Annotated in this window: 13 protein-coding genes; 8 read left to right on the top strand and 5 right to left on the bottom strand. The window is 64.8% G+C overall.

What is annotated here, in order from left to right; translation table 11 throughout:
- Positions 1–29: 29 nt before the first annotated feature.
- Complete coding sequence (locus tag TU75_RS07040; protein WP_003233162.1) at positions 30–323, bottom strand: hypothetical protein; 294 nt, start codon at positions 321–323, stop codon at positions 30–32.
- A 233-nt stretch (positions 324–556) separates the two neighbouring features.
- Between TU75_RS07040 and pbpC the strand changes: the two genes are divergently transcribed.
- The 5 genes from pbpC (at position 557) to TU75_RS07065 (ending at position 5,216) form a co-directional block, all read left to right on the top strand.
- The gene (gene pbpC / locus TU75_RS07045; protein ID WP_060548555.1) at positions 557–2,848 is read left to right on the top strand and encodes a peptidoglycan glycosyltransferase PbpC; all 2,292 of its coding nucleotides are present in this window, start codon (positions 557–559) and stop codon (positions 2,846–2,848) included.
- Positions 2,849–2,939: 91 nt separating this feature from the next.
- Positions 2,940–3,248: a MazG-like family protein gene (locus TU75_RS07050; protein ID WP_003233158.1), complete on the top strand. Its 309-nt coding sequence runs from the start codon at positions 2,940–2,942 to the stop codon at positions 3,246–3,248.
- Positions 3,241–3,990, top strand: coding sequence for a methyltransferase domain-containing protein (locus TU75_RS07055; protein ID WP_060548536.1), 750 nt, complete (start codon positions 3,241–3,243; stop codon positions 3,988–3,990). The genes TU75_RS07050 and TU75_RS07055 overlap by 8 nt, the downstream gene beginning before the upstream one ends.
- A 24-nt stretch (positions 3,991–4,014) precedes the next feature.
- On the top strand, positions 4,015–4,635 hold the full coding sequence (locus tag TU75_RS07060) for a DUF4136 domain-containing protein (protein ID WP_015373681.1): 621 nt from the start codon (positions 4,015–4,017) through the stop codon (positions 4,633–4,635).
- A gap of 23 nt (positions 4,636–4,658) precedes the next feature.
- Positions 4,659–5,216, top strand: coding sequence for a DUF4136 domain-containing protein (locus TU75_RS07065; RefSeq protein ID WP_060548537.1), 558 nt, complete (start codon positions 4,659–4,661; stop codon positions 5,214–5,216).
- 519 nt (positions 5,217–5,735) lie between these two features.
- Here the strand turns inward: TU75_RS07065 and TU75_RS07070 are convergent.
- On the bottom strand, positions 5,736–6,590 hold the full coding sequence (locus TU75_RS07070) for a MaoC family dehydratase (RefSeq protein WP_060548538.1): 855 nt from the start codon (positions 6,588–6,590) through the stop codon (positions 5,736–5,738).
- A gap of 2 nt (positions 6,591–6,592) precedes the next feature.
- Complete coding sequence (locus tag TU75_RS07075) at positions 6,593–7,936, bottom strand: 3-oxoacyl-ACP reductase (protein WP_060548539.1); 1,344 nt, start codon at positions 7,934–7,936, stop codon at positions 6,593–6,595.
- Positions 7,937–8,041: 105 nt separating this feature from the next.
- Here TU75_RS07075 and TU75_RS07080 point away from each other — a divergent pair, with 105 nt between their 5' ends.
- The 3 genes from TU75_RS07080 (at position 8,042) to TU75_RS27305 (ending at position 10,654) form a co-directional block, all read left to right on the top strand.
- Positions 8,042–9,319: an acetyl-CoA C-acetyltransferase gene (locus TU75_RS07080; RefSeq protein WP_060548540.1), complete on the top strand. Its 1,278-nt coding sequence runs from the start codon at positions 8,042–8,044 to the stop codon at positions 9,317–9,319.
- 134 nt (positions 9,320–9,453) lie between these two features.
- On the top strand, positions 9,454–10,353 hold the full coding sequence (locus tag TU75_RS07085) for a PA4780 family RIO1-like protein kinase (protein WP_003233143.1): 900 nt from the start codon (positions 9,454–9,456) through the stop codon (positions 10,351–10,353).
- A 160-nt stretch (positions 10,354–10,513) separates the two neighbouring features.
- Entirely contained in the window at positions 10,514–10,654 is a 141-nt protein-coding gene (locus TU75_RS27305; RefSeq protein WP_156422776.1) for a hypothetical protein, read from the top strand.
- Positions 10,655–10,693: 39 nt separating this feature from the next.
- On the opposite strand, the gene cueR is transcribed toward TU75_RS27305, so the two are convergent.
- Together cueR and TU75_RS07095 are read right to left on the bottom strand one after the other, a co-directional pair.
- The gene (cueR, locus tag TU75_RS07090) at positions 10,694–11,095 is read right to left on the bottom strand and encodes a Cu(I)-responsive transcriptional regulator (protein WP_003233141.1); all 402 of its coding nucleotides are present in this window, start codon (positions 11,093–11,095) and stop codon (positions 10,694–10,696) included.
- A complete protein-coding gene (locus TU75_RS07095) occupies positions 11,092–13,284 on the bottom strand; it encodes a heavy metal translocating P-type ATPase (protein ID WP_060548541.1) in 2,193 nt (730 codons plus the stop codon). The genes cueR and TU75_RS07095 overlap by 4 nt, the downstream gene beginning before the upstream one ends.
- Positions 13,285–13,316: the final 32 nt, after the last annotated feature.

Raw genomic sequence — 13,316 nt, forward strand, 5'->3', positions numbered from 1 at the left:
CAGGGAAGTGGGGGAGGAGGCTGGCTGGGTCAGTGCACGACCCAGCTCAGCAACCACAACCCCAGCATCAGCCAGATGATCCCCATGATGATCGAGGCGCGCATGAACGCACGGACCGCCGAGTACAGCAGCATCAAGCCAATGATCAGGGTAATGATGCTGATGATCGAGGTGTCCATGCCCAGGGTGCGCGACAGGCCTTCGACAAAGTTGCCGCCGGCATGGGTCAAGGCCCCGAACAGGCCGCTGAGGCCGTCGACGATAAACCGGATCACTGAACCCAGTGCCTGGCCCAACCATTCAAAGAAGCTTTCTACCTGCATGTGTGTGTCCTGATGAGAGGGTGGGCGTGTCTGTGCCTTTGGTTGCCGATAACGCGGGCTAGTTCCCTGCAAGCATAGAGGTTTGGCGGTTTGAGTTTTCGATTAATCATGCAATTCAAGGTGGGAGGGGACTTGTTCCCGATAGCGGTGTGTCAGCTGTGAATAAGTTGGCTGGAAGGTCGCCATCGGGAGCAAGCCCCCTCCCACAGGTGCTGCGCTGGGGCTTTGCAAGTGTGTTGTTGGTGATAGCGCTGTTGTGGCTGGCCGACCGCCTCTGGCCCTTGCCCCTGCCCCAGGACGACCTCGCCCGTGTGGTGCTGGCCGAGGATGGCACGCCATTGTGGCGCTTTGCCGATGCCAACGGCGTGTGGCGCTACCCCGTGCAAACCGGTGAAGTCTCGCCGTATTACCTCGACGCGCTGCTCACCTACGAAGACCGCTGGTTTTACGAACACCCCGGCGTAAACCCGCTGTCGCTGGTGCGCGCCACCTGGCAGAACCTTACCGGCGCGCGGGTGGTATCGGGCGGCAGCACGCTGTCGATGCAGGTGGCACGCCTGCTCGATCCGCATTCGCGCACCTGGCACGGCAAGTTGCGCCAGCTGTGGCGCACTGCGCAACTGGAATGGCACCTGTCCAAGGAGCAGATTCTCAACCTTTACCTCAACCGCGCGCCGTTCGGCGGCACCTTGCAGGGCGTGGCGGCGGCCAGTTGGGCTTATCTGGGCAAGTCTCCAGCGCAGCTTACCCATGCTGAAGCCGCCATGCTCGCAGTATTGCCCCAGGCGCCCAGCCGTCTGCGCCCGGACCGTCACGCGCAGCGCGCCCAGCAAGCCCGCGACAAAGTGCTGCGCCGCCTCGCCGAGTTCCAGGTGTGGCCGCAGTCGGCGGTCGATGAGGCCCTGGAAGAACCGCTGCTGCTGGCGCCGCGCCTGGAACCGAGCCTGGCGCCGTTGCTGGCGCGCCGCCTCAACCGCACGGACAGCCCGCCGCTGATCCGCACCACGCTGGACGCCACCCTGCAGCGCCGTCTCGAAGACCTGTTGCTGGGCTGGCGCGCGCGTCTGCCCGAACACACCTCGGCCGCGATTCTGGTGGTGGAGGAAGAAACCATGGCCGTGCGCGCTTACCTGGGGTCGGTGGACATCAACGACGCCAGGCGTTTCGGCCATGTGGACATGATCAGCGCACTGCGCTCGCCCGGCTCCACCTTAAAACCGTTTTTGTATGGCATGGCTTTGGACGAAGGACTGATCCATTCCGAATCCCTGCTGCAGGACGTGCCCCGGCGCTACGGCGATTATCGCCCGGGCAATTTCTCCATGGGCTTTACCGGCGCGGTGCCGGCCAGTACGGCGCTGTCCAGTTCGTTGAACCTGCCGGCGGTGCAGTTGTTGGAGGCGTACGGGCCCAAGCGGTTTGCCGCGCAGATGCGCATCGGCGGCGTGCCCTTGGCGTTGCCGGCGCTGGCCGAGCCGAACCTGGCGCTGATCCTCGGCGGCGCGGGCAGTCGTCTTGAGGATTTGGTGAGTGGCTACAGCGCATTCGCCCGCGACGGCAAAAGCGCGACCATTCGCTTGCAGCCGGACGACGTCCTGCGTGAGCGCCCACTGTTGTCGCCAGGGTCCGCCTGGATTGTGCGGCGCATCCTCAGCGGCCAGGCGCGGCCCGACCGTGACCCGCGTGCCGAGCTGGTGCAACGCCCCGCGCTGGCCTGGAAAACCGGCACCAGCTATGGCTTTCGCGATGCCTGGGCGATTGGCGTGGGGCCGCGCTATCTGATCGGCGTGTGGATCGGCCGCCCGGACGGTACGCCGGTGCCGGGGCAGTTCGGCCTGGCGTCGGCGGCGCCGCTGATGTTGCAGGTGCACGACGTGCTGGCCAACCGCGACAGTCAGCGCGGTATCAGCGCGCCGGTCAAACCGGTGCCGGTCAATGTGGGCGTGGCGGCGATCTGCTGGCCGCTGGGTCAGCCCATGAGCCGCAGCGATCCGAATTGTCGGCGCCAGCGCTTTGCCTGGACGCTGGACAACACCACGCCGCCGACCCTGCTGGCGCTGGACCAGCCGCTGAGTGTGGGCCTTAAGGAAACCGTGTGGGTCAACGCGCGGGGCTTGCGCGTCGACGCCCAATGCCCTGGCGCCGTAGCCCGGGACATTGCCCTGTGGCCCGCGCCGCTGGAGCCGTGGTTGCCGAAGGCGGAGCGCCGTGACGCGCGCATTCCGGCGGCAGACCCGGATTGCCCGCCGCCAGCACTGGCGGCGGCGTCGCCGTTGTCGATTGTGGGCGTGCGCGAAGGTGACCAGTTGCGCCTGCCGGCTGCCAGCCAGCAGACGCTGCGCCTGAAGTTGTCAGCGCTGGGCGGCAGTGGCCGGCGCTGGTGGTTCCTCAACGGTGCGCCACTGGGTGACAGTGCCAATCAGGACAGCATCAATGCCAGCTTTGATCGGCTGGGGCGGTATCAACTGAGTGTGCTGGATGAGGCGGGGCAGACGGCTCGGCTTGAGTTCAGTGTTGTTGACTAGGGCTCCCGATAGCGTCCTGAAAGCCACCGCAGGCTATTCACTTGCCTTCAAGGCCCATCCCCCCGAAGCTATACGCCTTCAGGAGCCCAGCATGAACCTCGAACACCTCACCGAACGCCTGCACCGCATCCGCGATACCAACGACTGGAAGCAGTTCCACAGCCCGAAAAATCTGGCCATGGCCGCCAGTGTGGAAATGGCCGAGCTGGTGGAAATCTTCCAATGGCTCAGCGAAGACCAGTCGCGCCAGCTACCGCCGGAGAAACTTGCCCATGCCGGGCAGGAAGTCGGTGATATCGTCTTGTACCTGCTGTTGCTGTGCAGTGAACTGGGCCTGGACATGGACGCGGTGGTGCGCGCCAAGCTGGCCGACAGCGAACGGCGGTTCGCCCATGAGTGATCGCCACTTCGACCAGTTGGCCACGCGCTTCGCCGAGAAAATCTACGGCGGGGCCAAGGGTGCCATCCGCCTGGCGGTGCTCCAGGCCGACCTCGCCGAGGCTTTGCCGCAACGCCCATTGCGCGTGCTGGACATCGGCGCGGGGCTGGGCCACATGTCGCTGTGGCTCGCCGAACGCGGTCACACGGTGACGCTGGCCGAGCCCGCCGCGCCGATGCTCGACGGCGCGCGCCAGCGTTTCGCCGAGGCAGGGCAGAGCGCAACCTTCATTCATGCGCCCTGGCAGGAACTGCCCGGCCAGCTCACCGAACCCTACGACCTGGTGCTGTGCCACGCCGTGCTGGAATGGCTGGCCGAACCCCACGCGATCCTGCCGGTGCTGCATCAACTGACCGTGCCGGGTGGCTGGCTATCGCTGGCGTTCTACAACCGCGATGCGTTGATCTACCGCAACCTGCTCAAGGGCCACTTTCGCAAGATGCGCAACAACGACATGGCTGGCGAGAAGCAGAGCCTCACGCCACAGCAACCGCTCGATCCACGGGAATTGGCGGCGCAACTCGCAGGCCTCTGGCAGGTCGAAAGCCAAAGTGGTGTCAGGGTGTTTCACGACTACATGCCGGTGGAATTCCAGGCCCGGGCCCAGTTGCAGGATTTAGTCGAGATGGAGCTCGCTTATCGTCGTCACCCAGGCTTTGCCGGACTTGGGCGCTATTTGCACTGGATGTGTCGTCCGGTTTAAGCACGCCAGTTTGCGGAGGTCGAAATGCGTCGTCTCTGTTTGATTCTGTTATCCCTGGGCCTGGGCGCCTGTTCCAGCCCCAACCCTTACGTGGCCAGTTCGGCGCCGATGCCGCCGGCACCCGCGCAAGCGGCCAGGGTGTTCGATGCCAGCGCGTATCCGGCGCCGGTGCGCGACTACGGCGCCTACCGCAACTGGGCCTGGCGCAACGGCCAGCTCCCGGCGGGCAGTGCCTGGGCGGATTCGGCGCAGATTGCCGAGGCGGTCAGCGGCGCGCTGGACCAGCGTGGCCTGCGCCCGCTGCACGACAACCGCGCGCCCGACCTGTTGGTCAGCGCGGATGTGCACACGGAAAAGCGCTTGCGGCAGGTGCGCGATGACTATGGTTACAACGGCGGTTACAACGGCGGCTACGGTGGCTACAACCGCTATGGCAATGGCTACGGCATGTACAACTCGGCGCCGCTGGTGCGCACTTATGAAGTGCAGGTGGTTGTGGTGCGGGTCGACCTCTTCGACGCGCGCAGCGGCCAGCCGGTGTGGAGTGCCAGCGCCGAAACCGGCAGCTCGGGCAGCCTTGGCGAGCGCGCCGATGCGTTGCGCCAGGCGGTGCAAAAGGCGCTGACGGCGTATCCTCCGCATTAACGCTAGGGTCTGGGAGAACTATCATGTTTGGACGTATCGCTGCGCTTGCCGTTGTTCTGCTGCTGGGCGGTTGCCAGAGCGGCCAGGTCAACCACGATTTTGACGCCAGCCGAGACTTCGGCGCCTACCGCAGTTGGGCTTGGAAAGACCCGGCCCTGCAATACAGCCCGGATGACCCGCGCATCAAGAGTGACCTCACCGAACAGCGCATCCGCCAGGCCGTGGGCGAGCAACTGGACCAGCGCGGCCTGCGCCCTGCCGCGTCAGGCGCTCGGGCCGACCTGCGTGTGCAGGCCTACCTGATCGTCGAAGACCGCCAGCAACAAGTCACCACCAACTACGGTGGCCCGTGGGGCAACCCGTGGAACGGCTACTGGGGCGCGCCGATGTACAACGAAACGCGCAACCTCACCTACAAGGTGGCGACTCTGCAGATCGACCTGCTCGACGGCAAGGACGGCAAGCTGGTGTGGCGCGGCAGTGACGAGCAATTGATGGCCAGCTCACCCAACCCGCAGGATCGCAGTGATGCTGTTCGTAAAACGGTGGCGCGAATTCTCTCCAGCTACCCGCCCCGTTAACGACACTCCGGATCTGGCAGGCCAGCACATTCCTTTGGCAAGCCCCCAATGCCGGTCAGTTAAGGAAAATGTGTGTGGTTATTGTGGCAAGCGGGCTTGCCCCGCGTAGGGGTGCGAAGCGCCCCCAATTCAGCAAAATGTGGTGTACCTGATACGGCTCAGCGCCTGGTTGTGGGGCTGCTGCGCAGCCCAACGCAGGACAAGCCTGCTCGCCACAGCGTGATGCTCAAAGCAACGAGCGGTGCGACTTTTCATTGCCCCAACACTCGGCACCTCGCTCAGGCTCGGCCAGCGTGTTTGACGGGGCGCCTCAGATCAAAAGCAAAAGCGCGGCGGCCGTAGAGCCGACCGGTATGGGTGAGTGTGAACGCGATCAAATGTGGGAGCGGGCTTGCCCGCGAAGGCGTCGGCCCTGCAAACATTGAGGTCGACTGACCCACCGCTTCCGCGGGCAAGTCGCAGCGCCGTTCCCACAGGGGATTTACGCTTAACTGAAAGGCATTAGGGCAAGCCCGCTCGCTACAGAGGTTCCAGTGTCCGCCAGGTGCCGACCATGTGCCGAATATCCCCCGCGCCTTTGAGCTGTAATTCACCGCTGGCCCCAGGTGCGCTGGCGTACAGCGTCACCTCTCCGGGCAGACGTACCGGTTTCCTGAATTCCACCTCGATCTCCACATTCGCCGCAGGCAAGTGTTCGCCCAGCGCGGCGAGCATGCGCGCCTTGTTCCACAGGCCATGGGCGATGGCCTGGGGGAAGCCGAACAGTTTGGCGGTGAGCGCGCTCAGGTGGATCGGGTTGTAGTCGCCGGACACCCGCGCGTAACGTCGGCCAATGTCGGCCGGGGCTTTCCAGCGGGTCAGTTCGCTGACGTCCACGGGCGCAGGCCGCGTGTCATCCGACGCTTGCCCGTCGAGCTTGACGCCTCGGCACAGCATGCGGCTCTCGGCCTGCCACAGCAAACCGAGGGCATCGTGGGCGGTGGTCACCAGATCGAAGGTGGCGCCCTTGGCGTGAGGCGTGAGGTTTTCGGCATGCACCGCCAGGGTCAGTTCGCTGACACCGCCCAGGGGGCGATGCAGGCGGATGCGGTTGCTCAGGTGGATCAGCCCCAGCAGAGGGAAGGGGAACTGTCGGTCGGTGAGCAGCTGCATCTGCAAGCCGAACGCGAGGATATGCGGGTAAGTCGCCGGCAATATCGGCCCGTCGGCGAAGCCGCAGACCTTGCGATACGCCGCTACGTTCTGGGGCTCAAGGCTGACCCGGCAGCGCAGGCCCTTATCGGGCAGTGTGCTGCAGCTGATCTTGCGCTTGAGCGCCGCGCGCCAGTACAACGGCGGTAGAAACGGCGTGCTGCCCAGTGTTTGCCAGTCCATGCTCACGCTCCCAGAAAACTTTGCCCACAGACCCGCAGGGCCTGGCCGGTGACCGCGCCGGCCCCCGGCTGGCCAAGCCACGCCACGGCTTCGGCGACGTCCTGGGGCAGGCCGCCCTGGCCCAGTGAACTCATGCGCCGCCCGGCCTCACGCAGGGCGAACGGAATATGCGCGGTCATCCGGGTTTCGATGAACCCCGGCGCCACCGCATTGATGCTGACTCCTCGTTGCTGCAGCAGCGGTGCCCAGGCCTGGGCCAGGCCGATCAGTCCGGCCTTGCTCGCGGCGTAGTTGGTCTGCCCGCGGTTGCCGGCGATGCCGCTGATGGAGGCCAGCAGCACCACGCGCGCGTTGTCGTGCAGGGTGCCGCTGTCGAGCAGGGCCTTGGTCAGCACCTGCGGCGCATTGAGATTGACCGCCAGCGCCGCGTCCCAGTACTCCGGAGTCATGTTGGCCAGGGTCTTGTCGCGGGTGATGCCAGCGTTGTGCACCACGATATCGAGGCCGTCGGGCAGGTGTTCGATCAACTGGCTGGCGGCGTCTTCGGCGCAGATATCCAGGGTGATGGTGCGCGCGCTCAGGCGCGCGGCCAGGGCGTCGAGGTCGGCCTTGGCCTGGGGCACGTCCAGCAGGATCACCTCGGCGCCATCGCGGGCCAGGGTTTCGGCGATGGAGGCGCCAATGCCACGGGCGGCGCCGGTGACCAGCGCCTTGCGCCCCGCCAATGGGCGCGTCCAGTCCTCCACCAGCGTGGCGCACGCTTGCAGGCGCAGCACCTGGCCTGAGATGTAGGCGCTTTTAGGCGAGAGGAAAAACCTCAGCGCGCCTTCCAGCTGGTCTTCAGCTCCCTCGCCGACATACAGCAACTGCAGCACACCGCCGCTGCGCAGCTCCTTGGCCAGGGAACGGCTGAACCCTTCGAGGGCGCGCTGGGCGCTGGCGGCAAACGGGTCATTGAGACCTTCCGGCGCGCGGCCGAGGATCACCAGGTGGGCGCTGTGGTCGAGGTTCTTCAACAGCGGCTGGAAGAACTCGCGCAATTGCTTGAGCTGATCGGTGTGCTGCAAGCCGCTGGCGTCGAACACCACCGCCTTGAGTTTGGGGCCGTGGCCGGGAATCCAGGTCGAGGTCTCGGTGCCATAGCGGTAGGTGGCGTCGGTGAGTTTGTGGGCAAACGCCTGCACCTTGTCGGCCAGTGCGCCGCCGCCCAGCAACAGTGCACCTTCCACCGGGCGCAGGCGCCCCGCTTGCCAGCGTTCCAGCCGCACCGGTGACGGCAGGCCAATGGCGGCGACCAGGCGATGGCCGAAGCTTGAGTTGGCGAAGTCGATATAACGGTCAGACATGGAACGCTCTCCGAAAGCTGGGGTTCAAAAGGTTGACCATTCCAGGGTAGCAGTCGTTCGACTAGGCTCAGTGATCCAACCCGCAACCGACAGAGGGAGCTTCTTATGACTCAAGTGCGCCGTGTGGCGATCATTGGCGGTAACCGCATTCCGTTCGCCCGCTCCAATGGTCCCTACGCCACCGCGAGCAATCAGGCGATGCTGACCGCTGCCCTGGAAGGCCTGATCGAGCGCTACGACCTGCACGGCCAGCGCATCGGCGAAGTGGTCGCCGGCGCGGTGCTCAAGCATTCGCGCGACTTCAACCTCACCCGCGAATGCGTGCTGGGCTCGCGGCTGGCGCCGCAGACCCCGGCCTATGACATCCAGCAGGCCTGCGGCACGGGGCTGGAGGCGGCGTTGCTGGTGGCCAACAAAATCGCCCTGGGCCAGATCGAGTGCGGTATCGCCGGCGGCGTCGACACCACCTCGGACGCGCCGATTGGCGTGAATGAAGGGCTGCGCAAGATCCTGCTGCAAGCCAACCGCAGCAAGTCCATGGCGGATAAATTAAAAGTACTGTTACAACTTCGTCCGCAGCACCTCAAGCCTGAGTTGCCGCGCAATGGCGAACCGCGCACCAAAATGTCGATGGGCCAGCACTGTGAATTGATGGCGCAGACCTGGCAGATTCCTCGTGCCGAGCAGGACCAGTTGGCCCTTGAGAGCCACCAGAAAATGGCTGCGGCCTTTGCCGAAGGCTGGCACAACGATTTGCTCACGCCGTTTATGGGCCTTACCCGCGACAACAACCTGCGCCCCGACCTGAGCCTGGAAAAACTTGCCGCGCTCAAGCCTGCTTTCGAGCGCAGTGAAAAAGGCACTCTTACCGCCGGCAACTCCACGCCGCTCACCGATGGTGCTTCCCTGGTGTTGCTGGGCAGCGAAGCCTGGGCCCGTGAGCGCGGCTTGCCGATTCTGGCCTACCTGCGCGACGGCGAATCGGCGGCGGTGGATTTCGTCAACGGCGCCGAAGGCCTGTTGATGGCGCCGGTGTACGCGGTGCCGCGCCTGCTGGCGAGGAATGGTCTGACGCTGCAGGACTTTGATTACTACGAAATCCACGAAGCTTTCGCCGCCCAGGTGCTGTGCACGCTCAAGGCCTGGGAAGACGCCGACTACTGCAAGACGCGCTTGGGCCTGGACGCGCCGCTGGGGGCCATCGACCGCAGCCGGCTGAACGTCAAGGGCAGCTCCCTGGCCGCCGGGCACCCGTTTGCGGCTACCGGTGGGCGCATCGTCGCCAACCTGTCCAAGCTGCTCGACGTGGCGGGCAAGGGGCGGGGGCTGATTTCGATCTGTGCCGCGGGCGGGCAGGGGGTTACTGCCATCATTGAACGTTAATGGGCAGTGAAATTGGCACACAGGATGCATTCTTGGATGGTCAAAGGTCGGTCGCCTCTCCCACCGGCGCGCCGATTGCCGTATAACGAGTGCCATACGCGTATTTGGTAATAAAGGACCCACAATAAAAGCTGATGAAGACTCCTAAACGCATTGAACCCCTGATCGAAGACGGTCTGGTCGACGAAGTGCTGCGCCCTCTGATGAGTGGTAAAGAAGCAGCTGTTTATGTGGTGCGCTGCGGCAACGAATTGCGTTGCGCCAAGGTTTACAAGGAGGCGAACAAACGAAGTTTTCGTCAGGCGTCCGAATACCAGGAGGGCCGCAAGGTCCGCAACAGCCGGCAGGCCCGGGCCATGGCCAAGGGTTCCAAGTTCGGCAAGAAAGAAACCGAAGACGCCTGGCAGAACGCGGAAGTGGCGGCATTGTTCCGCCTGGCCGGTGCAGGCGTTCGCGTGCCCAAGCCGTACGACTTCCTTGAAGGCGTGTTGTTGATGGAACTGGTGGCCGATGAGTACGGCGATGCGGCGCCGCGTCTGAACGACGTGACCCTGGACCCGGACCAGGCGCGCGAATACCACGCCTTCCTGATCTCCCAGATCGTGCTGATGCTGTGTACCGGCCTGGTGCACGGTGACCTGTCGGAGTTCAACGTACTGCTCACGCCCACGGGCCCGGTGATCATCGACCTGCCCCAGGCGGTGGATGCGGCGGGCAACAACCATGCGTTCAGCATGCTGGAGCGCGACGTGGGCAACATGGCGTCCTACTTCGGGCGCTTTGCCCCGGAGTTGAAAACGACCAGGTACGCAAAGGAAATGTGGGCGTTGTACGAAGCCGGCACCCTGCACCCGGCCAGCGTGTTGACCGGCGAGTTCGACGAGCCGGAAGAGCTGGCGGATGTGGGCGGTGTGATCCGCGAAATCGAAGCGGCGCGGCTGGATGAGGCGCGCAAGCAGGCGATTCGGGCGGCGGATGACGCGCCACCGAGCAAAGGATCCGACGAGCCACCGCCGCCGCCTTGGATGCAGTGATCTTTGGCTGTATAGCCATCAACTGCGGGAGGCTCCGTCAAGTCTTCGACTTGGCGCTGTCGCACAGCAAACTGGACTCTCTGTGGCGAGCGGGCTTTTTGTGGCGAGCGGGCTTGTCCCGCGTTGGGGCGCGCAGCGCCCCCCAATCAAGGAAAGCGCGGTGTACCTGGCACTGCGCGGAGCATGGTTTTGGGGCCGCCGCGCAGCCCAACGCGGGGCAAGCCCGCTCGCCAAAGGAATGTGGCTGACTGAAATTTCAGGCTTTAAAAATCAAAAAGTCATTTTGTGTTTGATTCGATAAGAGGGAGCGATGCCCCTCCCACATTGATTGCGCGTGCGATCAGTTGCAGCAACTGCCTGACGCCAATTCCTTGAGAATTGGACAGTCCGGCCTGTGATCGCCCTGGCAGTGATCCATCAGGTCCTGCAAGGTGTCGCGCAGTTGTCCAAGCTCCACAATCTTCTGGTTCAAGGTGTCGATATGCTGACGCGCCAGTGCCTTTACATCGGCGCTGGCGCGTTGCCGGTCCTGCCACAGGGTCAGCAACTTGCCGACCTCTTCCAATGAAAACCCAAGGTCGCGCGAGCGTTTGATGAACGCCAGGGTGTGCAGGTCCTGCGCGCCGTATACGCGGTAGCCACTGTCGGTGCGCTGGGCGGCTTCGAGCAGGCCGATGGATTCGTAGTAGCGAATCATCTTTGCGCTCAGTCCACTCTGGCGAGCGGCTTGGCCGATGTTCATGGGCGTTGGTCCTCCAGATGCTGCGGTTTCCAGGTGTTCAACAGTAGCGCATTGCTCACCACACTGACGCTGGACAAGGCCATCGCCGCGCCGGCAATCACCGGGTTGAGCAGGCCGAACGCCGCCAGCGGAATGCCGATCACGTTAAACACAAAGGCCCAGAACAGGTTCTGGCGGATTTTTGCGTGGGTTTTGCGGCAGATCTGCAGCGCCGCCGGCACCAGGCGCGGGTCGCCGCGCATCAGGGTGATACCGGCGGCGTGCATGGCCACGTCGGTGCCGCCGCCCATGGCAATGCCGATATCGGCAGCGGCCAGGGCCGGAGCGTCATTGATGCCGTCGCCGACCATCGCCACCACGCCGGTTTTTTTCAACTGCGCGATGATCGCGGCTTTATCGGCAGGCAGCACCTGCGCGTGCACGTCCCCGATGCCCAGCGCCTGGGCCACGGCCTGCGCGCTGCCGCGATTGTCGCCGGTGAGCAAGTGGCTGCTGATGTGTTGCGCCTTGAGTGCCTGTACCGCCGCCAGCGCACCGGGCTTGAGCGTATCGCCAAAGGCGAACAGCCCGAGCACGCGCGGTTGCGGGCCTTGTTCGATCAGCCAGGACAAGGTGCGGCCTTCGGCTTCCCAGGCGCTGGCTCGGTTAGCCAGTTCGCCTGCGCTTAAACCGTGCTCCTGCAGCATGCGCGTGTTGCCCAGCGCCAGTTGCCTGCCGTCAACGGTGCCGGTCATGCCGCGCCCGCTCAGGGATTGGCTGGCGCTCGCGTCGGCGACGGACAGACCCTGTTCCTTGCAGGCATCCAGTACAGCCTTGGCTAACGGGTGCTGGCTGCCACGTTGCAACGCGCCGGCCTGTTGCAACAGCAGGGACTCGCTGCCCTCCACCGACGCCAGGTGCGCGATGTTGGGGGCCCCGCAGGTGAGCGTGCCGGTCTTGTCGAACACTACGGCGCTCACGTCATGGGCACGCTCCAGCGCCTCGGCGTCCTTGATCAGAATGCCGTGACGCGCGGCGACGCCGGTGCCGGCCATGATCGCGGTGGGTGTGGCCAGGCCCAGGGCGCAGGGGCAGGCGATCACCAGTACGGCGACCGCATGGATGATCGCGGTTTCCAGCGGCGCGCCGTACAGCCACCAGCCCACCAACGTGATCAACGCCAGCGCCAGCACTGTCGGGACGAATACCTGACTGACCTTGTCCACCTGTTTCTGGATCGGTGCCTTCGCCGCCTGGGCGTCTTCCACCAGGCGAATGATCCGCGCCAGCACGCTTTCCGCGCCAAGGGCCAGGGTGCGCACCAGCAGGCGGCCTTCGCCGTTGATGGCGCCTCCGGTGACCGGATCGCCAGGCTGCTTGGGCACCGGCAGGCTTTCGCCGCTGATCAGCGCTTCGTCGGCGTGGCTGAAGCCTTCCACCACTTCACCATCTACCGCAAAGCGCTCGCCGGGTTTGACCACAACCAGGTCATGGCGCTTGAGCTGGTGGATGGCGACGGTTTCTTCAAGCCCGTCGCGCATGCGTACCGCCTGCTCCGGGCGCAGGGCCTCAAGGGCACGGATGGCGCTGGCGGTCTGGCGTTTGGCGCGGCTTTCCAGGTGTTTGCCGAGCAGCACCAGGGCGATCACCACGGCGGATGCTTCGAAATACAAATGCGGTGCGGCGGCGGTCAGCCATTGATGGACGCTGAGGCCATAAGCGGCGCTGGTGCCGATGGTGACCAGCAGGTCCATATTTCCAGTGCCGGCTCGCACGGCCTTCCAGGCGGCGCTGTAAAACCGCGCGCCGAGGATGAACTGCACCGGCGTGGCCAGGGCGAACTGCGCCCAGGCCGGAAGCATCCAGTGCAGGCCGAAAGGTTGCACAAGCATCGGCAGCACCAGGGGCAACGCCAGCGCAATCGCCAACAGCAATGCCCAGCGCTCGCGGTGCAGGCGTCGGGCCTGGTCGGCCTGGGTGTCGATGTGAGTTTGCGGCAGGGTGGCGGTGTAGCCGGCCTTGTCGACGGCGGCGATCAAGACGCCGGGGTCCATTGGGCCCAGCACGTCGACATGGGCGCGCTCGCTGGCCAGGTTGACGCTGACGCTTTGCACGCCCGGTACCTGGCCCAGCGCGCGTTCGACCCGGCCGGCACAGCTGGCGCAACTCATGCCGCTGATGGGCAGGTCGAAGGTGGTGGATCGGTTCATGGGGCAGTCCTCCAAGGGAAGTTGCCCCCAAG

This window comes from Pseudomonas poae (assembly GCF_001439785.1).
In the GTDB taxonomy this organism is placed as follows: domain Bacteria; phylum Pseudomonadota; class Gammaproteobacteria; order Pseudomonadales; family Pseudomonadaceae; genus Aquipseudomonas; species Aquipseudomonas poae.

Coding starts and splice junctions, on each gene's coding strand:
- TU75_RS07040 (WP_003233162.1), bottom strand. CDS start 323: ATGCAGGTAGAAAGCTTCTTTGAATGGTTGGGCCAGGCACTGGGTTCA.
- TU75_RS07050 (WP_003233158.1), top strand. CDS start 2,940: ATGAACCTCGAACACCTCACCGAACGCCTGCACCGCATCCGCGATACC.
- TU75_RS07055 (WP_060548536.1), top strand. CDS start 3,241: ATGAGTGATCGCCACTTCGACCAGTTGGCCACGCGCTTCGCCGAGAAA.
- TU75_RS07060 (WP_015373681.1), top strand. CDS start 4,015: ATGCGTCGTCTCTGTTTGATTCTGTTATCCCTGGGCCTGGGCGCCTGT.
- TU75_RS07065 (WP_060548537.1), top strand. CDS start 4,659: ATGTTTGGACGTATCGCTGCGCTTGCCGTTGTTCTGCTGCTGGGCGGT.
- TU75_RS07070 (WP_060548538.1), bottom strand. CDS start 6,590: ATGGACTGGCAAACACTGGGCAGCACGCCGTTTCTACCGCCGTTGTAC.
- TU75_RS07075 (WP_060548539.1), bottom strand. CDS start 7,936: ATGTCTGACCGTTATATCGACTTCGCCAACTCAAGCTTCGGCCATCGC.
- TU75_RS07080 (WP_060548540.1), top strand. CDS start 8,042: ATGACTCAAGTGCGCCGTGTGGCGATCATTGGCGGTAACCGCATTCCG.
- TU75_RS07085 (WP_003233143.1), top strand. CDS start 9,454: ATGAAGACTCCTAAACGCATTGAACCCCTGATCGAAGACGGTCTGGTC.
- cueR (WP_003233141.1), bottom strand. CDS start 11,095: ATGAACATCGGCCAAGCCGCTCGCCAGAGTGGACTGAGCGCAAAGATG.
- TU75_RS07095 (WP_060548541.1), bottom strand. CDS start 13,284: ATGAACCGATCCACCACCTTCGACCTGCCCATCAGCGGCATGAGTTGC.